Below are 24558 nucleotides of genomic sequence, written 5' to 3' on the forward strand. Positions count from 1 at the left end.
TTTACCCGGGTTTATCAATAAAGCCGAAAAACGCAACATCCGCGATGTCACAGGCGCAGAAAATGACCGTGACCGCTAACGGTGATTCAACCGTGAAGTGGCTTGTTGTTCGCCGCCCGATAGGCCTGCACATAACCGCGCGCGACCGAACGGACAGCGCGGCCGATCTGGGTATATGCCTCATCCGGCAAGTTGGCGAAAGACACCCGCGCGGACCAGTTCGGCGCATCGAAACCGCTGCCGTTTAGCAGCACGATCCCGTAGTCCTCGGCCAGCTTGAACGCGATGTCCAACGGGTGGACGTTCTTCTTGATCCAGTCCACGACCTCTTCGCCGACGTATTTGCGCAGCCAGAACTCGAAGTCGATGATGCCGTAGTAGGCATCGTAGTGATCGCCCGGCTGGACCTCGATCCCCAAGGCTTCGGTCAGCAGGTGGAACCGTCGATGCACCAGTTCGATACAGGCGGTCTGATAGGCTTTCTTTGTGTCGACCAGCTCGCAGAGCGAGAACAACGTCATCATGACCTGCTGCGGCAGGGACAATCCGGCGGTGTGGTTCAGAGCCACATCCCGGCTGTCGGCCACCAGCCTGTCGACGAATTTGATCTCGCTGGGGTGCAGGCTGAGCGTGCCGTAACGCTTGTCGAGATTCTGCTTGATCTCGGCCGGGTGCGCGGCGAGCTTTTCGTCGAAGATATTATCCTCCGCGACAGCGATCACGCCGAGCCGCCAACCGGTGCAGCCGAAATATTTCGAATAGGAATAAACACCGATCGTGTTGCGGGGCATGTAGCCCATGACCGAGGTGAAATCATGTACGAAAGTGCCGTACACATCATCAGTCAGGACAATCAGGTCCGGCCTGTGGTTCTCGACCAAATCCGCGAGTTTGCGCAGAGAAGCATTGCTAAGGGCCACCGACGACGGGTTGCCCGGATTGACCAGAAAGAAGGCCTTGACCTTGGGGTCCTTCAGCTTTTCGACTGCAGCATCGGTCAGTTGGAACCCATCTTCCTCGTCCGTTTCCACGTGAACGGACTCGAGGCTGTAATCCTCAAGTTCGGGCATTTCGAGGTAGGGCGTGAAGATCGGCGTGCACAGGGCGATCGTGTCGCCCGGGTTCAACAGCCGGTTGGCCTTGAGCGATTTGAAGATATAGCACATGGCCGCCGTGCCGCCTTCCACCGCAAACAGGTCGAACTGCGCATCGGGACGGTGCCCGGCACACATGGCCCACATCAGGTATTCATGGGCGATGGCGGCGTTGTGCTTCAGAATACGGTCGGGAACAGGGTAGTTGTCGCCGATGATCGAGTCCGTCAGTTCGTGCACGAATTCGTCAGCGTCGAAACCGAAGGCCCGAATGGCGTGGTCGATCACATCCAAAAGCGTGTCGGCGCCCGGCATCTCGGAATTGGCCCTGCCCCACTCCAACAGACGGTCATGGCAACCTGCCATTGCCGGCATCCCCCCAAGGCCCGCCGGATGATTCATGACGCGGCGCGACTCGGTAACGGCAAACTGGCCAAGCGCAAAGAAAGCTTCACGCGGGCGGGTGGCGACCCAATTGGGATTGCCCCGGCCGGCATTCAAAAAGGCGCTGTTGGATTTGCGCGCCTCGACCGAGGCCAGCTTAATCAGCTCGTCCTTGATCTGAAAGGGGCTGAGGGCTTCGTAATCGTGCAGCTTCAATCTGTCCATGACTCAAGACCTTTCCAAAATCAACTGAGGATCAAAACGACGACCATCCCGAATATCGTCAGCAGTGTGTTTCCGATCGCGTAGGGCATGCCGTAGCCCAGGGCTGGAATCCGGCTTTGTGCGGCCTCCTGGATCATGCCGAGCGCAGCCGTCGTGGTCCGGGCGCCCGCGCAGGCGCCAAACAGGATGGCGGGATGAAACTTGAATATGTAATGCCCGACATAAACCGAGAAAATCATCGGCAAAGACGTGGCCACAATACCCCATAACAACAGCGCGATACCCGCCTGCTGCAAACCGGCCACGAAACCGGGCCCGGCCGATATCCCGATGACCGCGATGAAGACATTCAGGCCCAGCGTATTCATCAACCACAGCGACGGTGCGGGAATGCGACCGAAGGTCGGGTGAACGGTGCGCAGCCACCCCAGCAGCAGCCCGGCCAGCAACGCGCCACCAGTGGTAGAAAGGCTGATCGGAAAACCGCCCATTGTAATTGCAAGCGTGCCGATGACACCCCCGATGAAAATGCCCCAGCCCACAAAGGCCAGATCGGTCGTGTCAACGGGCCGGTCGGCGTACCCGATTTCGGCGATGGCCGCCTCGACATGGCGCTTGCTGCCCAGAATGGTCAGAATGTCACCGCGATGCAGAACCGTGCCCGGCAGCAGCGGCAGATCAATCATATTGCGCGTCAGCTTCGACACATACACGCCACGGGCCTGAGGCATCTTGCTGAGCTCATCCAATGTCTTGCCGTGCACGTCCTTGCTTGTGATCATAACGTCCAGTTTTTCCGATGGGATACTCAGCAGCTCGGGCGCATCGGCTTCTTTGAGGCTGGGCTCCAGCGCTCCGACAAGATCACCGCGTCGGCCTGAGAACATCACGACATCACCCGCTTGCAGCACCGTGTCCGCGTCAACCTCAACGATCTTGCCACCTCGGCTGAGGCGTTCGGCATAGACGCGGACACCGGGCAACAGGTCCTTGACCGGCTGGCCGAGCAATTCGCTGCCTTCGGGAATCTCAAAAGCGCGCGCCTCGATCGCGCGATAGGCCGAAACGATGCCGCCTCCGGTCTCGACATCTTCGCCGCCACTCAGCTTGGCCTCGTATTCCTTGCAGGCGGCCACCAGGTCAACACCGATCAGGCGCGGGCCGATCTTGGCCAGAATGATCGCCGACCCGATCGTGCCGTAGATATATGTCACCGCATAGGCGACCGGGATCTGGTTGGAATAGGTTGTGGCCTGCTCGGCCGACAATCCCAACTGGTTGATCTGGTCCGTCGCCACTCCGATCGCCGCAGAAATCGTTTGCGAGCCGGCATAAAGGCCCGCGGCGTAGCCAAGCTCGAGCCCGGCGATCTTGGCCGACACGACCGGCACGATCAGACACAGGGCGAGGACGCTCAGCGCAAAAAGCACCTCGCGCGCGCCGTCGACCTTGAGACCGCGAATGAACTGCGGCCCAACGCCGTAACCAACTGCGAAGATGAACAGGATGAAGAAGGTGGACTTCACCGCTGAATCAATACTGATCTGTGCCTGCCCGATCACGACGGCCGCCAACAGGGTGCCCGTTACCGAACCCAGACTGAACCCCATGACCTTGATTGGTCCGACCAAAAACCCGATGCCGATGGCGAGGAAGACAGCCAGTTCCGGATAGGTTTGCAGGATATTGACCAGCCAATCGACCATACTGCGCCTTTCGGGTTTGTTGCGTCGCTCAGTCCACCCTGAACGTCAGTTGTCCGGAGGCCCGGACGAGTGCGATCAGCGCGGGAATTTCCAAGGTCACGATACCCCACGGAAACCGTTTGTCCATTGAATTATCTGAATTTGTTTGGCGTCCGAGCCGCGCGGAACTGTGTCCGCCAGCGGCGGCACAGGTTAGTTAAATCGTCGGCAGCCGCCTGGATCAATCGAACCTGCGCACTGACTTCGGCCCCTGCGATGTCACGGAATGCAGGGACAGGGAATGATCCATGTTCCGCATACGGTGGCGCAGCATTTCACGACCAAGCCGCGCCAAATCAGCTGCGTACTCAGGGTTTGCGGCGACATTCGCGGCCTCGCCCCGACCATGGTGGTCGAACAACAACGGCGGCAGGTCGGCTGCAAACTCGACCAGGGTAAAGCGTTCGTCACGCAGGATGCCCAGACACGAGTCGCTGTTACCCGTCCCTAGTTCCCTCTGAAACTGAGTGGGCGTCAGCGGATCGGCAAAGTCCAGCTCACTGAAGGAATACCGGCGCCAGTCCTGTGGCACGGCACCACGCAGCAGCGGCAACAAGGATCGACCATCCATCGAGTTCGGGATCTCTTTCCCAACCCAGTCCAGGATCGTGGGTGCGACATCAATTGACTCGGTCGGCACTTCGACACGCTGGCCGGCCATCTGAGCGTTGCCAGGCATGCAAATGATCAGCGGCGTGTGGTAAGCCGCGTCATATACCGACATTTTGCCCCAGGAAAAATGATCGCCCAGCATCTCGCCATGATCCGCGGTGATCACCAACAGTGTGTCATCGTACTGGCCACTGTCCTTGAGAAAGCGGATGACCCGGCCGATATGATGGTCAACCTCAGTTGCCAATCCAAGATAGACGGCCCGCAGGGTCTGCGTGTTCTCATCCGTCGGCTCCACCTCGGCAAAACCTTGCACGCAGTCGTTTGGAGTATTCGAGTCCAGAGCGGGTCCAAAGAACGGGTGTATGGCCTTTTCGTCCTCGGGGCCGGGCAGACGGGTTGGCAAAGGCAACGCGTTCGGATCGTACATCCGGTTGTAGGGCGCGGGGGCCACCAGTGGCGGATGCGGACGGATATACGTCAAATGCGCGAACCATCCCGAGTTCCGATAGGCGGCAATTCCGTCCAGAAAACCGTTGGTCAGAAATGCGGTGTCGCTGTCCTCGGCCGTGTAGAGGGCCGGGTCGTTCAATTTTGGGGCCGACCCATCCGGCGAAACCGGCTTGTAGAGATCCCAGTAGTCTTCAAACTCGTATCCCCGGCGCATCAAGTAGGAACGCCAAGGATAGGACTCCTCAAGGCGCATTTCGAGTACTTCGTGAAACCCGTGCATCGGATTTTCGTAGGTCTTCACCGACGGATCATTCGGATGATGAACCCGTGGATCGGCCGAGGTGTCCGTATAGCCGAACAGCATCGGCAGATAGCCGGCTTTTCGCATCTCGGTCGCGATGTTCGGAGTGTCATGGCGCAGCGGCGTGCCATTGCGGACCGAACGATGGTTCATCGCGTATTGCCCGGTCAGGATAGAGGCGCGGGACGGTCCGCAGGGATTGGTTACGGAAAAATGCCGGTCGAACGAAACGGCCTCGTCCATGAAGGCGCGCAGATTGGGCAGGTTGACATGATCAGCCAGAGCACCGCGCAGACAATCGGCCCGCAATTGGTCGATGATGATGAAAAGAACGTTTCCTGCTTGGCTCATGCCGTGATTCCCATTGGAAAACTGGTGTTCGACGGTGCGGACTGTGTCGGGGTTCCCTCGGGCAGGCAACCGGTTTTGCGCCAATTCTCGCCTCTAGGGCGACCGGGGCCGAGCAAACCGGTAACCCCCGCACCCAAATCGCCGCCCGGTTGAACAAAGCCATTGCGGCCCGGAACGGTTTCCCGTCTGATACCGGCATGACGAAACCCTCGATTGCAGTCGAACAGGAAGGCGGCACAGCGCGCGTGATTGTGTCTGGCGAAATGCTGACACAGTCGTTGAGCGCCGTCGAAGACGCCTTTCGCGCCACCCGTCCGGATGCGGCGCGTGTGACGGTCGACATGTCCGACATCGATGCGCTGGACACCGGCGGCGCGTGGCTGATCGCGGACCTGAAAAACCGCTGCGCTGCCATGGGGGCGACCGTGGCATTCGACGGGTTGAAACCGGCACATTCCGCGCTGCTGGAAACCGTCTCGGAGAACATTCCCAAGGACACTCCCGCCGAAGCCCCACCAAAAGGCTTCATGCCTTGGCTTGAGAGCCTAGGCCAATCAACGGTAGGCGCCGGGCGCGACACCATGTCGATCCTCGGCTTTCTGGGCCTGACCCTGCACCGGCTGGGCCGCACGATGATCATGCCGTGGCGCCTGCGCCGCGCCGCGGTCGTGTCACAGATGGAGGAAACCGGGTTCAAGGCCCTGCCCATCGTGGCGTTGATGGGATTTCTGATCGGCGTGGTTCTGGCTTTTCAGGGGGCCACCCAGTTGAAACAGTTCGGCGCGGAAATTTTCGTGGTCGAGCTGATCTCGATCTCGGTACTGCGCGAGCTGGGTATCCTGCTGACCGCCATCATCGTGGCTGGTCGATCCGGCTCGGCCTTCACGGCCTCGATCGGCTCGATGAAAGTGCAAGAAGAAATCGACGCCATGCGCACATTGGGTCTGGACCCGATCGAGGTGCTCGTCATTCCACGGGTTCTTGCACTGCTGATCATGCTGCCGATACTGGGCTTCGTGGCCGATATCGCCGGCCTTTTTGGCGGCGCCCTAATGAGCTGGATCGATCTGGGCGTCAGCCCCGGAATGTTCATTACGCGCCTGAAGGAAAACACCAGCGTCTGGCACCTGGCGGTTGGGCTGATCAAGGCGCCGTTCTTTGCCATGGTCATCGGGGTAATCGCCTGTTGGCAGGCAATGCAGGTCAAGGGTTCCGCCCAAAGCGTCGGCCAACGCACCACCGCGTCAGTTGTTCAGTCGATTTTCATGGTCATTGCCATTGACGCGCTGTTTTCCATTTTCTTCTCCGAGATCGGTGTCTGACATGGATGGATCCGCTCAGACATCGACCGCCAAGCTGGACGCGCAGCGCGAAGCGGTGATCCGTGTGCGCAATCTGCGCAACCAGTTCGGTCCGCAGGTGGTGCATGACGACCTGAACCTGGATGTCTGGCGTGGCGAAGTGCTGGGCATTGTCGGGGGGTCCGGGACCGGCAAGTCCGTCCTTCTGCGCACCATCGTCGGGCTGAACAAACCCGCGGCAGGCAGTATCGAAGTATTGGGTGTCGACGTGCTGAACGGTCCCGAGGCCGACCGACGCCGCATCGAGAAACGCTGGGGCGTGGCCTTTCAGGACGGGGCACTGTTTTCCTCGCTGACCGTGCTTCAGAACGTCATGGCCCCGTTGCGCGAACACACCGGCCTGAGCGAGAGCTTGATGCGGGCGCTCGGCAGCCTCAAGATCAGCCTTGTGGGGCTGCCACAGCTGAGTTGCGGCAAGTTCCCGTCAGAGCTGTCAGGCGGAATGCGCAAGCGGGCCGCGCTGGCCCGGGCGCTGGCATTGGACCCCGAGATCGTGTTTCTGGACGAACCCACCGCCGGGCTGGATCCCATCGGCGCCGCGGCCTACGACGAATTGATCGGAGAATTGCAACAGGCCTTGGGATTGACCGTTTTCATGGTAACACATGACCTGGACAGCCTGTACGCGATCTGCGACCGCGTTGCGGTTCTTGCAGAAAAGCGCGTGCTGGTGGAAGGTCCGATTGAAGACATGACCAAGGTCGACCACCCTTGGGTGCAGGAGTACTTCACAGGCCCCCGGGCCCGCGCGGCGCAACAGAAGGGGCAGGACAGGTAGAGGCGATGGAAACCCGGGCGAACTATATCCTGATCGGCGCGTTTACACTGGCGGGCATCCTGAGCGCGTTCGGGTTCTTCCTGTGGCTGGCCAAGTTCGAAGTCACGCGCCAATACGCTTACTATGACGTGCTGTTCGACAACGTGTCGGGTCTGTCAGCCGCCGGTGGCGTCAGCTACAACGGTCTGCCCGTGGGACAGGTGATTTCGCTGGACCTGGATGACGATGACCCGTCCAAAGTAAGGGTCCGGCTTGAGGTGGATGCAGGCATTCCGGTGACCACGGACACGATCGCGCAGTTGCAGTCGCTGGGAGTGACCGGCGTCAGCTATGTCGAGCTGTCGGGCGGGTCGCCCGATGCCGAACGGCTGCCGCAGAACAGTGTCATCAAAAGCAAGCGCAGCGCCATCCAATCTCTGTTCGAAGGCGCACCCAAGGTCCTGGACGAGGCGGTGACCTTGCTGGAAAACCTGAATGCAGTGGTGGATGACAACAATCGCAAGGCCGTGTCGGACATTCTCGACAACCTGGCTTCGGCCTCGGGCCGGCTGGACAAGACCCTGAACGATTTTGAATCCCTGTCCAGCGATCTGGGCGGCGCGGCAAAGGACATCGGGGCCTTCACCAAACGCCTGGATCAGTTGGCCGATACCGCAGAGACCACGCTGACCACCGGAACTGATACGCTGAACAGCATCAAAACGGCCTCGGAATCGGCGAAAACCGCACTGGACAGCGCGAACCAGACGCTGGCCACGGCAAACAAGGTCATCGAAGACGACGTCCGCCCCTTCATCGAGCGCGGGTCGCAACTCGCGGACCGCCTGATCGGGTTGTCGGATGAAGCCGCGGTAACCATGGCAACCGTCAACAATACATTTGCCAACGCCAACCAAACGCTCGACTCGGTGACCGCGGCCATGGATTCGGCGAAAGGAACTCTGGCATCCGCAGAACGCGCGTTCGACTCGGCCAATCGCGTAATGGACGAAGACGTTGCACAGGTTGTTGGCGACATCCGAAACGCCGCCACCAAAGTGGCCGAAACGGTAACGAACGTGACCGACAAGATCGACCAGATTTCGGCGGACGTTCTGAGCGCGTCGCAATCGGCATCGGACCTGTTGGGAACGATCGACGGCATCGTTCAACAAAACCGCCGGCAGGTTTCGGACTTCCTGCGGGTCGGACTGCCTCAATTCGTTCGTTTCGTGGAAGAATCCCAACGCCTTGTCATCAGCCTGGACCGTCTTGTCGACAAGGTCGAGCGCGACCCCGCGCGTTTCCTTCTGGGCACCCAAGCATCGGAGTTCCGTCAATGATCAGGCCCCTTCTTCTGACCCTTGCAATCACGACGCTGGGCGGATGTGCCGGTCTGGGCACGTTGAAACAGGCCTCGAAACCGAACGACCTGTATCTGCTGACCCCCAAGAGCACGTTCTCGCAGTCTTTGCCCCGGGTGCAGAAACAGATCGTCATCCAGGAACCCACTGCGACCGCTGCGGTGAACACCGACCAGATTGCCGTGCAGCCGACGCCCCTGCAGGTCCAGTATCTGCCGCGTGCCCGGTGGGTGGACCGAGCACCTTTGATCGTTCAGGCGTTGATGGTCGAAAGCTTTGAAAACAGCGGTCGCGTCGCCGCCGTGGGTCGTTCGACGGTCGGCCTGCGCGCCGACTACGTCATCGTTCCGGACCTGCGCGAGTTTCAAGGGATTGTCGTCGGAGAAACCGAAAACTCGAAAACCGTAAAAATCGAAGTGCGAATGAACATCAAGATCATCGACGAGTTCGAAGACAAGATCATCGCTTCAAGCTCGTTCCAGGAAGCCGTTGTCTCGACCAGCGACGAGACGCCGGATCTTGTTACCGCTTTTGACACCGCCTTGGGCAAAACCATGCGAGACGCAGTTGAGTGGAGCGTGCGGAAGATTCATTCGCACGCTGCCAACAATCCGCGCCCGTCGTTGAACTGACACGGATTGCCCACCCTTTATTTTGACAGGGATTGCGCCAGACGCATCAGGGTCACGGCTTCGGTCCGGTACCCGAAAGGATCGGCCCCACGGGCTGTGTTGCCCATCGCGATTGCATCATCATAGCTCCAGTCGGACAGGTAAGTGCCGCCGCGCAACAACTGGCCGAAACCTGCAATCGCGACGGAAAACCTCACGTCGTCCGTCTGGTGGCCCTGCCCGTCCATGATCGGTTGCTCGATCAACTGGCTGCGCGTGTCGCCGGGTGTTTTGTACCGCAGCTTGAAATAGCCGATTTCATCACTGCCCGAAGCGGGGGCGGTGTTTCCATACCGTAGCGGTGCATTGCGAATTGCGTTGGAGCCGACCGGCGTGACTTCGTAAATCGCGGTCACGCTGTGGCCAGCACCTATGTCGCCCGCATCAACAGTGTCATTCAAAAAGTCCTCGCGGCGCAAAGCGCGGGTTTCGTATCCGATCAGGCGGTATTCGGCGATTTGGGCAGGGTTGAATTCGACCTGAATCTTGACGTCGTTGGCAATCGGAAACAGCGCACCGGTCAGTTGGTCAACCAGCACCTTGCGGGCCTCACCCAGCGTGTCGATGTAAGCCGCCTGTCCGTTTCCGTTCTGGGCCAGGGCCTGCATCGTCGCGTCATCAAGGTTACCGCGCCCGAAACCCAGAACGCTCAGATATGTTCCGCTGTCGCGCTTGTCAGAGACAAACTCCTTGAGAGCTTCGGGATCGGACAGGCCAACGTTGAAATCCCCGTCCGTGGCCAGAATGACTCGCGTCACCTCGCCTTCGGCGGCCATGTCTGCAGCAACCTGATAGGCTTGCTGAAGCCCGGCTTGTCCCGCTGTGGATCCGCCCGCGTCCAAGTGTTCGAGCGCCCGCAGGATCTTGGCCTGATCGGCTGCAGATGTCGGCTCCAGAACCTGGCCCGCACTGCCGGCATAGGTCACGATCGACACCTGATCCTCGGGTCGCAACTCGGGCAACATCAGGCGCAGGGACTGTTTCAACAAGGGCAACTTGTTGGCGTCCTGCATCGAGCCCGAGGTGTCGATGAGAAAGACAAGATTGAGCGCCGGACGCTCCTCGATCACCGGAAGCGTTCCCTGAATGCCAATATGGACCAGTCGAGTACCGGTATTCCAGGGGCTGGGCATGACCGTGATGCTTGGCTGAAACGGCACCGCGCCGTCCGGCGCCGGATAGGAATAGGGAAAATAGTTTACCATTTCTTCAATCCGCACCGCGTCACGCGGGGGCAAGTGACCAGCCAGAAGCGAGGACCTGACGATGGCGTAAGATGCGGTATCGACATCAATCGAAAACGTCGAAACCGGTTCTTCCGCGGTGACCTTGAGTGAGTTGGTTTCGACGTTTGCAAATTCTTCGGACGACTGCTCGGGTCGCGCTGGCGGACGAAAAGCGTCGCTCGAAACCGAAGGGGCCACTGTGCTGCCGGCGAGGCGGCCTTGCGAAAGAAGGCTGCGTTTTGCCAGAGGTTCCCGGGCTTCTTCCACAACCATCGGCGCTTCGACAACGGGTTCCTCGAGATCCATCTCGGCCGTTTCAGCGTCTGATCGACCGGTTGGCCGAACCGCCTGCGGCTGGCCGATCACCCGGGTCTCGGTACCGAACCTGGGGGACAGCACACCGTCCCGTGTCTGCGGCACGATCATGATCAGCGCAACGGCAGCGATGGCTGTTGTAGCGGCCAGCGCGCCGCGGGTCGAAATTGCATTCAACATGGCTTTGGTTCCTTCTGTCACGCGGGCCAACGGGCCTCGCTTGACATTGGGACGCGTACCGGGCCGGGATCCTTGGAGATCAGCAAAGTTTTTTCTGGCCAGTTCCAAATTGACGGCCCGCCGCTTTTCATCCGGTGCAGGCGTTGCGGCATCCATCAGTGTTTTCAGATCATCGAGCTCATCACTCATTGGGCAAGCTCCTCTTGTTTGATCGCGCGCAGGCGCTTTCGGGCTTCGGACAGGCGCCATGAGACCGTGCCCTCGGACACGCCCAGCACGTCGGCGGCCTGTGCATGGGTCATTTCATCATCCAGCGTCAGCGCCAGTGTCTGGCGCAGATCTTCGGGCAAGCTCTGCATGGCCCGTTGCAGCCATGACAGGGCCTCGGCCGTCTCGACGGCTTCGGCGCGCCGCATCTTTTCCACATCGCCCCAGCCGATTGCTGCACGGTTTCGGCTGGCCGTTCGACGCCGCGCATCGTGTGCCGCGTTGCAGACGACCCGATACAGCCAGGTCGTGAACTTTGAACTCGCTCGAAAGCCGACAATTTTGGCGGTCAAGGCGGCACATATGTCCTGCGTCAGGTCTTCGGCAACCTCGGCGCTGCCGGTCAGCCGAAAGGCCAGCCGGAACACGCGGTCATAGTGCCGTCCAAGCAGCGTCGCGAACGCTTCCGCGTCCCCGTTGGCGGCCGCATGGGCCAGTTCTTCATCCGAGGTCAGTTTGCTCATTCTGACTATTCAGACGCAGGACAGGAGCGGATCCTTGGACCATTCGAGAAAAAATCAGAAATGGCTCGCCAACGCCTTCTGCCAATCCGCTGCAAATTCCTGCGGCACTGTGTCTTTCAACAAGGCACCTGGCTCGATAAAGGTGTAAAGTTCCGCGTATGAGCACTCGCGCTCATTGGCAATTCGGCGGTAGATATCGGATGGGCCGAGGTCAGATACGCGCTCTTTCCCCATTGCACCCAGTATTTCGCGAAAGCTTTCCAGAGTGGCGTCATGAAAGCGGTGAACCCGCTTGCGTTTCTGCGGCACGTTGACCGCGCGCCCGCGAATGGGATCCTGTGTTGCGACGCCTGACGGGCAGCGGTTCGTATTGCAATGCAGGGCCTGAATGCAGCCCACGGCGAACATCATCGCCCGCGCCGCATTGCACATGTCAGCCCCCAGCGCGAATTTCTCGATCATGTCATAACCAGTTGCCACTTTGCCTGAACAGACCACCCGGATCTTGTCCCGCAGACCTACTCCGCGCAGACAGTTGTTCACGAAGATCAGCCCTTCGTTCAACGGTACGCCCAGACGGTTGGTAAATTCCACAGGCGCCGCGCCGGTCCCGCCTTCGGCCCCGTCTACGGTGATGAAATCGGGCAGAATGCCCGTTTCCAGCATGGCCTTGCAGATCCCCATGAACTCGGACCGGTTGCCGATGCACAGCTTGAAACCGACGGGTTTGCCCCCGGACATTTCGCGCAGGTGTTGGACGAAATGCATCAGGCCCGTTGGCCCGTCAAAGGCCGAGTGAATGGGTGGCGAAATCACATCCTGATGCACGGGTACGCCACGAATAAGAGCGATCTCTTCATCGACCTTGGCCGCCGGCAGAACACCGCCATGGGACGGTTTCGCGCCTTGGGACAGCTTGATCTCAATCGCCTTCACGACATCCTTCTGGGCATTCTGGGCGAACTTGTCCTTGTCAAAGCCGCCCTCTGCCGTCCGACAACCGAAGTATCCGGTGCCAATCTGCCAGATGATATCGCCGCCTTCGGCAAGATGGTGCGGCGACAGCCCGCCCTCGCCCGTGTTGTGTGCGAAACCACCATCCTTGGCCCCGCCGTTCAAGGCGCGGATCGCGTTGGCGCTGAGTGCCCCGAAGCTCATCGCTGAAACGTTCAGCCGCGATGCGAGATAGGGCTTTTCACACTGAGGACCGCCCAGCATCACACGCTCTTCGCTTTCCGGAACGTCCTTGGGCGCAAGCGAGTGATTGGCCCGGTGATATCCGACTTCGGTGATATCGTACTGGGTGCCGAAGGCCTGAGTGTCGACCTGTCCCTTTGCTCGTGAATACACCAGCGCGCGAATGATCCTATTGAAGGGCCGCCCGCTTTCGTTGGTTTCCACGAAATACTGGCGGATTTCCGGGCTGACGAACTCCAGCATATACCGGAAATGGCCCAGAACCGGATAGTTGTTCAGTACGTTGTGTTTGGTGGTCAGCATGTCGTACAGCCCGACCAACGCGTAAGGGACCAGCAAAATCAGCAGCCAGAATGCCGGAGGCCAGTACAAACCCCAGACCACGGTCAAAGGCAGAACCACATAGGTCACGACATAATATATTCGACGTACGATCATCTTGCTCTCCCTTGGGCCAATCGGTCACAGGTTGGCCTTGAGTTCCTTGACCCAGTTGTCCCACTGCGCATGTTCACCCTTGGCCAGCAGGATGCCTTCTTTCAGTTTCGACATGCCGAATCCCCAGGCCATCTTGGTATCGATATGCGGAGGCATGACCAACTCGCCGGGCGTGACCATGGCGTCGATGATGAATGGCTTTCGGCTGGCTTTGGCGCGCGCGACGGCCTCGGGGATGTCAGCCGCATGTTCCACACGGACCCCGTCCCCACCGCAAACCCTCGCATATTCCGCAAAGTCCGGGTTCACCAGATCGGTAGCAGCGGGGTTCAGCGGATAACCCGCCACCTCCATCTCCATCTTCACGAAGCCGAGCGTCTGGTTGTTGAAGACCAGCACCTTAATGGGCCACTCGTAGCGCACGGCAGTCACGAAATCCTGCATGGACATGCCGAATCCGCCATCCCCGCAGAACGCCCAAACCTCGCGCTGCGGATCCAGCGCGGCGGCTCCCAACGCCGACGGCAACCCGGACCCCAGTGACGAATGGTTGAACGACCCCACCATGCGCCGTCCGCCTTTCATCCGCGTCTGACGCGCCACCCAGACCGTGCATTCGCCGATATCCATTGCAAATATCGCGTCATCGGCAGCCTTGTCGGAGACCTGCCGCGCGAATAGCTGCGGGTGGAGTGGCTCGGTGTCGCGCTCGAGACTGGAGTCGCGGTCTTGCTGCGCCAGCCATTTCGTACACAGCTTGACTTGACGATCAGCAAACGCCCTGTCGTCCTTTGCGGCCAGCTTTGGCAAGAGCAAATCCAGCGTCGCGCCCACATCTCCCAGCAATCCCGATGCGATGGGCGCGCGGCGTCCCAGATGTTCGACGTTGCGATCGATCTGGATGATTTTCGCGTTTTCCGGCAGGAACCACTCGTATGGGAAGTCCGTCCCCAACATCACCAGCACATCGCAGTCGCGCACTGCATGATACCCGCCGGGATTGCCGATCAACCCGGTCATCCCGACCACGTTGGGATCATCATAGTCAAAAATGTCCTTGCCCTTGAGGGAATGCGTGATCGGCGCGTTCAGCCGTTGGGACAGAGCCAGAACCTTGTCTTTGGCTTCTCTGCATCCCACGCCGGCGAAAAGAGCGACTTTCCTGCCCGCGTTGATGATCTCAGCCGCACGGTCGATTTCGGATTCGGGCGGGATCAGCGTTGATGGCGTTTTCAGGATCGGGTGCAGTTGGTGCAAGCTGGGCACCTGCTGTTCGGATATGTCGATGGGCAGTTCGATCCGCACGACCTCGCGGTTGATCAAGGCGCGTTGCACGGCGATCTGAGCCAGTCGCGGCATCTGGTCCGGCGAATTGATCACGGCCTGGTAGCCGCAGACATCCTCGAACACTTTCTCAAGATTGACTTCCTGGTGGTATCCGGTCCCGCGCTCCCGATGAGCGACCTGACCTGTGATCGCCACGACCCCTGCACCCTCACGCCGGGCGTTGTACAGTCCATTGATCAGGTGAAGCGCGCCGGGACCGACGGTTCCGGCACAAATCCCGATCCCGCCGGTCAGATGCGCCTGGGCATAGGCTGCATAGGCTGCGTTTTCCTCGTGCCTGACCCCGATCCATTCGAACCGGCTATCCCCGCGCATGGCTTCAAGCAGGGGGTTGAGCGCATCGCCCGTCACGCCGAAGATCTGGCACCCTCCGGCATCCGCGAGAATATCCAGCAATACCTTGCATACGGAATTCGACGTCATGACCTGCCCTCTGGTTCCGACCCCATCGGGCCTGTCCCGATAGATCGTGGGCAGGTTGCCCTTTGATTGCAAGCCTTTGTACGGCCACCCCTAGCATCGGGCGGATTTGCGGTGGCTTGGTTGCGGCGGTTGAACCCGGGCGGTACAGCCGCTATCCAAATCCAAACCCCACAGGCGGAGAAGCGTCCTTGGCCAAAACTCAGGCGGCAGTTTCGGGAAAGCCCATGATGTACGCCGCCGTCTTTGTCGGCGGGGCGGCTGGGTCGATCCTACGCGAACTGTTTGCGCTGGAAATCCCGGGGATGCCGTTGCTGACATCGACCTTCGGCATCAATGTCGTGGCCTGTTTCATTCTGGGATGGCTCTACGCCATACGGGGCCGGGTGCATGCCCATGTTCTGCACCTCGGGGCCGTTGGTTTCTGCGGCGGATTGTCGACGTTTTCGTCCTTTGCCGCCGAACTGGAACGGATCGCCGAAACCGACGGCTGGTCGGTCATCTTGCCGTTGGCGGCCGAAGTCATCTGTGGTTTGGGCGCGGCCATTCTGGGCGAGGCGATCGGACGCCGCCGCCGCTCAGGAGGGCCGGCCGAATGACCGATCTGTATCTGCATGCGGTGTTCGGGCTGGGCGGCGGACTGGGAGCAGTCCTTCGTCACTGGGTCGCACGGGCCATCACTCACGACCTCCCGGTCTCGACGCTGGTCGTGAACGTATTGGGCAGCCTGTTGTTGGGGCTTTGGATCGGGTACCTGGGCGGGCCCGTGGAGATGGCCGAAGAAGAAAAGCGCCTGGTTTTCGGCTTTTGCGGAGGGTTCACGACATTCTCCAGCTTTGCCTACCAGTCTCTTGAACTGCAGCGCGAGCGGACGATTGTCCTTGCGGGTGGAAACATCCTGCTCAGCCTCGGACTGTGCTGGCTGGCCTTGTGGCTGGGACTGTGGGTGATGGGCTAGCCGGTCGCTACATGCCCGGCATGTGCATCCGCATAGCCAGATTGCCCAGGATCCAGACCGTTCCAAGAATGATGATCAGAAGAACCAGCGTCGAGAACAGGACCAAATCCAGATCTTCGCGGCTGCTGCGGCGACGGTCGATATGCAGGAAATAGACCAGCTGAACAATCAGCTGCGCCAAACCCAACAGCCCAATTGCAAGGTAGACACCCTTGGTCTCGATGCCGAACCAGTAGGCGATCGCAAACACGGTGAGTGTCAGCAACAGCGAGCCGCCATAGCCGATCACATACCGGCGCCGCTCGCGCCTGTGCATCTCGGACCGTTTATCCATAGGTCAGCCCTCCGAAATACACGATGGTGATGATGCCGATCCAGATCAGATCAAGGAAGTGCCAGAACAGTGCCAGCCGCACCACGCGCGAAATCACGAGGTCGGTCATCCCCATGACCCGCAGTTGAATGCCCAGAACGACCAGCCACACACAGCCCGCCGCCACATGCAGCCCGTGCAGAGGCACCAACCCGTAGAAGGCAGACAGGAAACCGCTGCGCTGCGGGATGCCACCCTTTTCCGCCATCGACATGAAATCGCGGATTTCGAGGACCAGAAAACTCAGCCCAAGCAGCAGCGTAACCCCGAACCACAGGACGATCCGACCGCGCGGCAGGTTGTATTTCAGCGCCAGCATGGCAAGTCCAACAGTCAGGCTGCTGGTCAGCAGGATCAGGGTCTGGGCAAAGATGCTGTAGAGATCGAACAAGTCGTGCGGGCCAGGACCACCTGCCTGCGCGTCGATCATGGTGATGTAGACGCCGAACATCAGCCCGAAATAGACCAGGTCGCTCATCAGAAAGACCCAGAAACCGAAGGTCACCACTTCGGTCGCCTTGTGGGCGCTGGCATGACGCCGCCCAAGGTTCAGACCTGGGTAACTGTGGGTTGGTGCAGGCTTCATGTCGCTGCCTTTAGATCCGGTCGGGCAAGCCCGGTGTTTTCTGGCGCACCTTCGTGATTCCGGTTCACAGGGGTCGCGTTGCGGACCAAGTCCAGCCAGGCCTCGTGCTGCCTGCGCACGTCTTCAGCTGAAACCACTTCTTCGGTATCGGTCTGAAAGGTCCACAGGATGAATGACAGGATCATCATCACGGTCATCAGCGCCGCCAGCCACCAGATCCACCAGACCAGCGCAAACATCCACACACCGCTGAGCACGCAGAGCACGAAACCGATACCGGTGTTGCGTGGCATAGTGATGTCCTCGTACCGGTCGGGGTGCGGGTAGGCCTCGCCACGCTCTTTCGCGGCGGCAAAATCGTCGCGGTCCGTGACATGCGGGATGATCGCGAAATTGTAGGGCGGCGGCGGGGCCGGGATCGACCATTCCAGCGTGCGGGCGTCCCAGGGGTCGCCAACCGATACGCGGCTCTGTTCGCGGTTGCGGATGCTGACCCACAGCTGCACGACGACCGACAGCAAGGCCGCCAGAATGACCAGCGCGCCGATGACGGCCGTGATCATGTAGGGGTGAAAGCTCGGGTCCTCCCAACTGTAGGAGCGGCGCGGCATACCCATCAGGCCCACGAAATACAGCGGCAGGAAGGTCAGCATGAAGCCCACCGTCCACAGCACGACCGATATCCGCCCCCAAGCCTCGTCCAGGCGGAAGCCGAACGCCTTGGGAAACCAGTAGTTGTAGCCCGCAAGCAATCCGAACAGGACACCCGGCAGCAACACGTTGTGGAAATGCGCGACCAGGAACAGCGTATTGTGCACTTGATAGTCAACGGTCGGGTTGGCCAGGATCACCCCGCTGAGCCCCCCGATCACGAACAGCATCAGAAAGGCCAGCCCGTACAGCATCGGCACCGAGAACCGGATGCGGCCGCGATACAGGGTGGCCATCCAGTCATAGACCTTGACGCCGGTGGGTATGGCGATCAGCATCGTGGCGATGCCGAACACCGCATTGATCAGGGCGCTTTGGCCCATGGTGAAGAAATGGTGCAGCCAGACGGTGAACGACAGTACCGCGATCGACATGGTCGCGATCACCAGCGAGTTGTAGCCATAGAGCCGCTTGGCCGAGAAAGTCGCGAAGACTTCGGAATAGATGCCATAGGCCGGCAGAACCAGAAGATAGACCTCGGGGTGGCCGAACAGCCAGAACAGGTTGGCATAGTTCATCATGTTGCCGCCCAGGTCATTGGTGAAGAAATGGAAATCAAGATACCGGTCGGCGGCCAGCAACAGTGCCGCCACCCCCAGGGGCGGCATGGCGAACACGATCAGGATCGAGCTGCAGATGATCGTCCAGCAATACATCGGCAACCGCATGAATTTCATCCCAGGCGCGCGCAGTTTGTAGATCGTGACGGCAAAGTTGATCCCCGTCAGGGTGGTGCCGATGCCCGACACCACGATCGCCCAGATCCAGTAATCCGGCCCCACGCCCGGATTGAAGGCCGCGCCGGTATAGGGCGGATAGGCCGTCCAGCCGCCAGTGGAAAACTCGCCCACCACCAGGCTGACCATCAGCATCATGCCCGCCGAAACCGTCAGGCCGAGGCTGATCTGATTCATCACCGGAAAGGCCACGTCGCGTGCGCCGATCATCAGCGGGACGAGGAAATTCGCCAGTCCAAACACGAAGGGCACCGCAACGAAGAAGATCATGATCGTGCCGTGGGTGCTGAACAGTTCGGCAAAGTGTTCGGCCTCGAGGAACCCCTCGCCCGGCCCGGCCGCCTGTTGGGCGCGCATCACGACGCCTTCCAGAACGCCGCGCGCCAGCATGACGATGGCAAAGACGATATACATGATGCCGATCTTCTTGTGATCCGCGCTGGTCAGCCAGTCGCGCCACAGCGGCCCCCACAGGCGAAACCAGGTGAGCAGTCCCAGAACCGCGGCCACCCCCACGATCACCACGCCCGCCGCGGCATTGGCCACGATTTCATTCGTATTGGGGTCTTGGATCAGCCCGGCGATAGGGAAGGCATCCCAGTTCAGACGGCCGAAGAAACCGGACTCGGCAGATGTCATTGCTTGTCCTCCTGCCCGTATTGAGCGGTTCCCGGTTGCTGATCCTGCGGCAAAGGTTGCCCGTTGTGATACCGGCCCAGGATGCTGTGGAACAGATCGCCATCATCCAGGCGGAAATACAGCGCATTATCGGGCATCTGCGCGGTGCCAAGCGCGGCCTGAACCTCGTCCCGGTCCGTCCGCATGGCCAGTGTCCGATAGGTTGCCGGATCCAGAACGATACCGTTCTGCCGAACCCGGTCGACCCACGAGTCGAAGTCCGGCGGCGGCATCGCGACCGTCTGGAACTTCTGCTTGGTGAAGCCGCGCCCGTTGTACTGGGTGTTTTCGCCCTGCATTTGTCCGGGGGCATCAGCCACGAGATGCAATTGGGTCGTCATCCCCGGCATGGCATAGATCTGCCCCGCCAGGGCGGGAACCATGAATGACTGCATCACCGTGTCCGTCGTCAGTGTCAGGGCGACTTGTTGTTTTGTTGGCACCCCGAACTCACCCACCGTCGCGATGCCCAGGTCGGGGTAGATGAACAGCCATTTCCAATCCAGCCCCACCACCTGCACACGCAGGGCCGGTTCATCGCCGAACGGGGCCGCGTAAGGGTCCAGCCGGTGGGTTGCTTTCCAAAGATAAAAGGACAGCAGCGCCACGATCACCACCGGCACACCCCACATCGCGGTTTCCAGCATGGGCGAGAAATCCCATTTGGGCCGATAGGCAGCCGGGCTTTGCGCGCGGCGCCGATAGCGAAGAGCGATCAAGGGAACCAGAACCAGAACCGGAATGACCGCAATCAGGATCAACGCGGTCGCGCGCACCAGGTGTGTTTTTTGGACCGCCGCAATAGGGCCATGAGGATCCATGAAACTGTCGCTGGCCAGAGCCGATTGCGCCGTGCCCAACCACAATACGACCACGATCAGCGCTGTCAGTACCGCAGGTATAGTCCTGTTTCCGCTCACGCCGGATCGCCCTCATCAAACTTCAGGTTGGTGCAACTATCGGCAGAGTCAGCAGATTTCACAAGGTTTTTCCCCGGCAGCCGGGAACCACCTCACCATCGAGTTGACTTGACCAGTGGGTCGGGTCAGTCATTGTGTCATGCGTTTACAGCTTATTCTGATTGGACTGATCGCGTTTTCCGGCGCAGCGATCGCGCAGGACCGAGCCGCGGTTGAGCGGCAGTTTCAGGACTGGTTGCAGCAACAGGTCTGGCCGTTGGCCCGGGCGCAGGGTGTATCGCTCCGCACGTTTGACAGCGCAACCGACGGAGTTCGCCTGAATTGGGAACTTCCTGATCTTGTTCCGCCGGGCTCTCCGGCACGGACGCCCAAAAAGCAAAGGCAAGCCGAGTTCGGATCCCCCGGCCGGTATTTCAACGCAAATTCGGTTCAGGGTGCCGCCGCCGGCGGTCGGCGTATGGCCAAGCGTCATGCGGAAACGCTGCGCCGGGTCGAGGAACAGACCGGCGTTCCCGCCCGGATCATCCTTGCGGTCTGGGGCCGCGAGAGCGGCTATGGGCAGGTTCCGATCCGGCATGACGCAATCCAGGTGCTGGCCACCAAGGGATTCATGAGCACCCGCGCGGATTATTTTACCAGCGAACTGATCGCCGCGCTGCAGATCGTCGAGGCTGGCCACGTGAACGGCCGCGCGATGAAAGGCAGCTGGGCCGGCGCGTTGGGCCAGCCCCAATTCATGCCGACCAGCTTTTTGAACCACGCGGCCGACGGCAATGCAGACGGCCGGGCCGACATATGGGGGTCGGCTGACGACACGATTGCATCGATCGGAAACTACCTCGCGCGGCACGGTTGGGTCAGCGGCCGCGATTGGGGGTTCGAGGTGACCGTACCGGCATCTGTGTCCTGCGCGCTTGAGGGTCCCGATCAGGGTCGCCCGATCCGCGACTGGGTCGCCATGGGCATCACACGCGTCTCGGGCCGCCCCTTCCCCGAACACGAGCTGCGCGGCGAGGGCTACCTGATGATGCCGGCTGGCCGGAACGGTCCGGCCTTTGTCGTAACGCCCAATTTCTACGTTCTCAAAGACTACAACATGAGCGACCTCTACGCCTTGTTCGTGGGCCATGTGGGCGATCGCATTCAGTATGGCGTGGGCGATTTCAAAGGCCGCTGGGGCAAGGTGGGCGGTCTCTACCGGTCGGATATCGCGACCATGCAGCAGGCGTTGATCGCGATGGGGCACGACGTGGGCGGTGCCGACGGGCTCCCGGGATACAAAACCCGCCGGTCGATCGGCCGCTGGCAGGAAGAAACCGACCAGCCCCCCACCTGTTTCCCCGAAGCCGGGATGAAGTCGCGGCTGCGTCCCTGACCGCTGGCGATTCGCCTGATCGGGCGAAAGCGAGCAGCGAAATACTGCCGAAACAGATCGCGCCTCGCGCTGCAATCCGGGCGGCCTGGGCACGAAAATATCGCAACGATACACGCCATCGTTACAAAATTTCAGCGACCACGCGTCACGAAGTTTCTTTCTACCTTTAGGCGATCCGCACTCATGGGAAGGCTTTAACCCTGCCCAAAATAGTGGCACGGTCTCGGCCAGCGAGAGGAAGCTCTTGCATCCACTTCACCGACTGCAATCCAGAAAGCTGCGACGCAGTGTTCCTTGCGAATTGGCACAACCCAAAATTCAAAAGAACCGGGTCCCAGCGGATGTCGGGCAACCAGGGCCGCCGGACGCCATCCCATATGGATGCGCAGACCGCCGCCACAATAATTGGGAGAAGATCATGAACACCATCCTTCGAAACTCGGTGGCGGGCCTGCTGTGCTCGACCTTCATCACCGGAGCCGCGCTGGCCGCGGGCACCCATCCGGTCACCGGCGAGCCGCTGGCCGATGACCAGACCTTCGTCTACCGCGTGCTGGACGAGCACAGCTCGGTCGACCCGCAGGTGGTCGAGGACGTGTCGGGCGCCGAGATTGTCCGCGACCTGTTCGAAGGTCTGATGAACCAGGACGAAGACGGCAACCTGGTTCCGGGCGTGGCCACCGGCTATACCACCAACGAAACTAAGGACGTTTACACCTTCACCCTGCGCGACAACGCCAAGTGGTCGAACGGCGATCCGGTCACCGCACATGATTTCGTTTTTGCGTGGAAACGCGCCGTCGATCCGGCCCTGTCCTCGCCCTATGCCTGGTTCATGGAACTGATGTCGATCGAGAACGCCGCCGAGATCATCGCGGGCGACAAGCCGGTCGACGACCTGGGCGTCAAGGCGATCGACGACCACACGCTGGAAGTGAAACTGAGCGCGCCGCTGCCCTATTTCCCGCAGATGACCACGCACTCGACCACCTTCCCAGCCCCGCAGAAGGTCATCGAGCAGTTCGGCGATGAATGGACCAAGCCCGGCAACATCGTCTCGAACGGCGCCTATGTCCTGACCGAGCACCTGCCCAACGAACGCTCGGTGCGCGAGCGCAACCCGATGTACTGGGACAACGACAACACCATCATCGACAAGGTCGTGGCGCTGGTCATCAACGATGAAAACGTGGCCCTGACCCGCTATCTGGCCGGTGAGCTGGACCGCACCGAGGTGCCCGCAGGCCAGTTTCCGCGCCTGAAGAAAGAATACCCGAACGAGGCGATCAGCTTCCCGCGCCTGTGCAACTACTACTACACGTTCAACCTGTCCGACGGCGGCCCCGAGGCCTTCAAGGACCCGAACGTGCGTCAGGCCCTGTCGCTGGCGGTTGACCGTAAGATCATCACTGAGAACATCCTGGCCGGCGGTCAGCCCGAAGCCTATACCTTCGTCCCCGAAGCCACCGCAGGGTTCACCCCGCCGGTCGTGGAAATGGCGTCGATGACGCAAGCCGAGCGCGACGAGCTGGCCAAGGAACTGCTGGCCGAGGCCGGATACGGTCCCGACAACCCGCTGAGTTTCGCGATGGTCTACAACACCTCCGAGGCGCACAAGAAAGTCGCCGTGGCCCTCAGCCAGATGTGGAAGCAGAAGCTGGGCGCGCAGGTCGAGCTGGCCAACATGGAATGGAAGATCTTCCTGGAAGAGCGCGGCAACCAGAACTTTGAACTGGCCCGCGGCGCATGGTGCGGCGACTACAACGAAGCCTCGACCTTCCTGGACCTGCTGCAGTCGGATTCCGGCTACAATGACGGCAAGTACAACAATGCCAAGGTCGACGAGCTGCTGGCTCAGGCCAAAACCTCGGACGATCCGGCCCCGCTGTACACCGAGGTTGAGCGGATCATCGCACAGGAAACCCCTGTGATCCCGATCTACCACTATGCCGGTGTCTACATGATGGACAGCGACGTGGGGAACTGGCCGGTGAACAACGTCGAGCAGAACTGGTACTCGAAGAACCTCTACAAGATCGCCGAGTAATCATCATCCTTTGATCGCGCCCTGCCCCGGACATGCTCTGGGGCAGGGCCAATAATTGGGGGCATGAAATGCTTGCCTATGTCATCCGGCGACTGCTGATCGCCGTTCCGACGATCCTGTTGCTGATCGTCGCCAGTTTCTTTCTGATGCACTTCGCGCCCGGCGGGCCCTTCACCTCGGAGCGGCCGTTGCCGCCGCAGGTTCTGGCCAATATCGAGGCGCGCTACGGGCTGGACCAGCCGCTGTGGAAACAGCTGTGGGATTACCTGTACAACATCGTGGTGCATTTCGATTTCGGCCCGTCCTTCAAGTTCAAGGACCGCGACGTGAACGACATCATCGCGCAGGGCTTTCCGATTTCGCTGACCTACGGGATGCTGTCCTTCCTCGTGGCCACGCTGGTGGGCGTCAGTTTGGGCATCGCCGCCGCGATCCGCCACAACAGCTGGATCGATTATTTCGCCGTGGGTCTGGGCATCGCCGCCCAGGCGCTGCCGAACTTCATAATGGGTCCGATCCTGATCCTGACCTTCACCCTGTGGCTGGGCTGGCTGCCGGGCGGCGGCTGGAACGGGGGCCAGTGGCAATACCTGATCATGCCCGTCATCGCGCTTGCGACCTCGTACATGGGCTCGATCGCGCGGATCACGCGTTCGTCTATGCTCGAGGTTTTGAATTCGAACTTCATCCGCACCGCCCGGGCCAAGGGCCTGCCAACCAGAACCGTGATCTGGCGCCATGCGCTTAAACCCACGCTGCTGCCGGTGGTGTCCTATCTGGGGCCGGTCTTCGTCTATGTGCTGACCGGTTCGGTGTTTGTGGACATCTACTTCTCGACCGGCGGGCTGGGGCAGGCCTATGTGGGTTCGGCCCTGTCGCGCGACTATGCGGTGCTGCTGGGGGTCACGATTCTCTATGGCGTGCTGACCGTTCTGGTGAACCTGCTGACCGACCTGGCCTATGCCTGGTTCGATCCGAAAATCCGTTACTGAGGGGGCTGG

The 24558-nt window shown here is 60.4% G+C and carries 20 protein-coding genes; 9 read left to right on the plus strand and 11 right to left on the minus strand.

Annotation, left to right across the window (positions count from 1 at the left end):
• Positions 1–86: 86 nt before the first annotated feature.
• The 3 genes from ACR0LD_RS16430 to ACR0LD_RS16440 all read right to left on the minus strand — a co-directional run bounded on the left by ACR0LD_RS16430 (position 87) and on the right by ACR0LD_RS16440 (position 5165).
• Positions 87–1703 (minus strand): bifunctional aspartate transaminase/aspartate 4-decarboxylase, encoded by a 1617-nt coding sequence (locus tag ACR0LD_RS16430; RefSeq protein ID WP_480638026.1) that lies wholly within the window; start codon positions 1701–1703, stop codon positions 87–89.
• A gap of 20 nt (positions 1704–1723) precedes the next feature.
• Positions 1724–3409: an aspartate-alanine antiporter gene (gene aspT, locus ACR0LD_RS16435; RefSeq protein WP_480638028.1), complete on the minus strand. Its 1686-nt coding sequence runs from the start codon at positions 3407–3409 to the stop codon at positions 1724–1726.
• A gap of 220 nt (positions 3410–3629) precedes the next feature.
• Complete coding sequence (locus ACR0LD_RS16440; protein WP_480638030.1) at positions 3630–5165, minus strand: sulfatase-like hydrolase/transferase; 1536 nt, start codon at positions 5163–5165, stop codon at positions 3630–3632.
• Between the two features lie 197 nt (positions 5166–5362).
• On the opposite strand from ACR0LD_RS16440, the gene ACR0LD_RS16445 reads away from it, so the two are divergent.
• Genes ACR0LD_RS16445 through ACR0LD_RS16460 form a run of 4 tightly spaced genes read left to right on the plus strand, consistent with a single transcriptional unit; the run spans position 5363 to position 9279 of the window.
• Positions 5363–6487: an ABC transporter permease gene (locus ACR0LD_RS16445; protein ID WP_170444979.1), complete on the plus strand. Its 1125-nt coding sequence runs from the start codon at positions 5363–5365 to the stop codon at positions 6485–6487.
• Between the two features lies 1 nt (position 6488).
• Positions 6489–7304 carry an ABC transporter ATP-binding protein gene (locus ACR0LD_RS16450; RefSeq protein ID WP_170341340.1) on the plus strand — a complete coding sequence of 272 codons (816 nt, stop codon included), beginning with the start codon at positions 6489–6491 and terminating at the stop codon, positions 7302–7304.
• A gap of 5 nt (positions 7305–7309) precedes the next feature.
• On the plus strand, positions 7310–8626 hold the full coding sequence (locus tag ACR0LD_RS16455) for an MlaD family protein (protein ID WP_480638033.1): 1317 nt from the start codon (positions 7310–7312) through the stop codon (positions 8624–8626).
• Positions 8623–9279: an ABC-type transport auxiliary lipoprotein family protein gene (locus ACR0LD_RS16460; RefSeq protein ID WP_170365932.1), complete on the plus strand. Its 657-nt coding sequence runs from the start codon at positions 8623–8625 to the stop codon at positions 9277–9279. Before ACR0LD_RS16455 ends, ACR0LD_RS16460 begins: the two co-directional genes overlap by 4 nt.
• 17 nt (positions 9280–9296) lie before the next feature.
• Here the strand turns inward: ACR0LD_RS16460 and ACR0LD_RS16465 are convergent, their stop codons facing one another.
• From ACR0LD_RS16465 to ACR0LD_RS16480, 4 genes are read right to left on the minus strand one after another with little or no spacing between them, the layout of a single operon-like run.
• The gene (locus ACR0LD_RS16465; protein ID WP_480638035.1) at positions 9297–11228 is read right to left on the minus strand and encodes a vWA domain-containing protein; all 1932 of its coding nucleotides are present in this window, start codon (positions 11226–11228) and stop codon (positions 9297–9299) included.
• Entirely contained in the window at positions 11225–11770 is a 546-nt protein-coding gene (locus tag ACR0LD_RS16470) for an RNA polymerase sigma factor (protein WP_480638036.1), read from the minus strand. Before ACR0LD_RS16470 ends, ACR0LD_RS16465 begins: the two co-directional genes overlap by 4 nt.
• A gap of 54 nt (positions 11771–11824) precedes the next feature.
• Positions 11825–13405 carry an FMN-binding glutamate synthase family protein gene (locus ACR0LD_RS16475; protein WP_170359345.1) on the minus strand — a complete coding sequence of 527 codons (1581 nt, stop codon included), beginning with the start codon at positions 13403–13405 and terminating at the stop codon, positions 11825–11827.
• A gap of 24 nt (positions 13406–13429) precedes the next feature.
• Positions 13430–15175 (minus strand): thiamine pyrophosphate-dependent enzyme, encoded by a 1746-nt coding sequence (locus tag ACR0LD_RS16480; RefSeq protein ID WP_480434439.1) that lies wholly within the window; start codon positions 15173–15175, stop codon positions 13430–13432.
• A 224-nt stretch (positions 15176–15399) separates the two neighbouring features.
• On the opposite strand from ACR0LD_RS16480, the gene ACR0LD_RS16485 reads away from it, so the two are divergent.
• Together ACR0LD_RS16485 and ACR0LD_RS16490 are read left to right on the plus strand one after the other, a co-directional pair.
• Positions 15400–15771, plus strand: coding sequence for a fluoride efflux transporter FluC (locus ACR0LD_RS16485; protein WP_254430357.1), 372 nt, complete (start codon positions 15400–15402; stop codon positions 15769–15771).
• A complete protein-coding gene (locus ACR0LD_RS16490; protein WP_170341325.1) occupies positions 15768–16130 on the plus strand; it encodes a fluoride efflux transporter FluC in 363 nt (120 codons plus the stop codon). Before ACR0LD_RS16485 ends, ACR0LD_RS16490 begins: the two co-directional genes overlap by 4 nt.
• Positions 16131–16137: 7 nt before the next feature.
• Here ACR0LD_RS16490 and ACR0LD_RS16495 read toward each other — a convergent pair whose 3' ends face one another.
• Genes ACR0LD_RS16495 through ACR0LD_RS16510 form a run of 4 tightly spaced genes read right to left on the minus strand, consistent with a single transcriptional unit; the run spans position 16138 to position 20135 of the window.
• A complete protein-coding gene (locus ACR0LD_RS16495; protein ID WP_244952445.1) occupies positions 16138–16464 on the minus strand; it encodes a cytochrome o ubiquinol oxidase subunit IV in 327 nt (108 codons plus the stop codon).
• Positions 16457–17089: a cytochrome c oxidase subunit 3 gene (locus tag ACR0LD_RS16500; protein ID WP_170341891.1), complete on the minus strand. Its 633-nt coding sequence runs from the start codon at positions 17087–17089 to the stop codon at positions 16457–16459. Before ACR0LD_RS16500 ends, ACR0LD_RS16495 begins: the two co-directional genes overlap by 8 nt.
• Complete coding sequence (locus ACR0LD_RS16505; RefSeq protein ID WP_480638040.1) at positions 17086–19176, minus strand: cbb3-type cytochrome c oxidase subunit I; 2091 nt, start codon at positions 19174–19176, stop codon at positions 17086–17088. The genes ACR0LD_RS16500 and ACR0LD_RS16505 overlap by 4 nt, the downstream gene beginning before the upstream one ends.
• Positions 19173–20135: a cytochrome ubiquinol oxidase subunit II gene (locus tag ACR0LD_RS16510; RefSeq protein WP_480638041.1), complete on the minus strand. Its 963-nt coding sequence runs from the start codon at positions 20133–20135 to the stop codon at positions 19173–19175. The genes ACR0LD_RS16505 and ACR0LD_RS16510 overlap by 4 nt, the downstream gene beginning before the upstream one ends.
• Positions 20136–20274: 139 nt before the next feature.
• Between ACR0LD_RS16510 and ACR0LD_RS16515 the strand changes: the two genes are divergently transcribed.
• From ACR0LD_RS16515 to oppB, 3 genes are all read left to right on the plus strand, one after another.
• On the plus strand, positions 20275–21510 hold the full coding sequence (locus ACR0LD_RS16515; protein ID WP_480638043.1) for a lytic murein transglycosylase: 1236 nt from the start codon (positions 20275–20277) through the stop codon (positions 21508–21510).
• A 418-nt stretch (positions 21511–21928) separates the two neighbouring features.
• Entirely contained in the window at positions 21929–23557 is a 1629-nt protein-coding gene (locus ACR0LD_RS16520) for a peptide ABC transporter substrate-binding protein (protein ID WP_093963729.1), read from the plus strand.
• Positions 23558–23625: 68 nt separating this feature from the next.
• Positions 23626–24549, plus strand: a complete 924-nt coding sequence (gene oppB / locus ACR0LD_RS16525; RefSeq protein WP_093963128.1) for an oligopeptide ABC transporter permease OppB — start codon at positions 23626–23628, stop codon at positions 24547–24549.
• The last annotated feature ends 9 nt before the right edge of the window (positions 24550–24558 follow it).

Source organism: Ruegeria sp. BF8 (assembly GCF_056538625.1).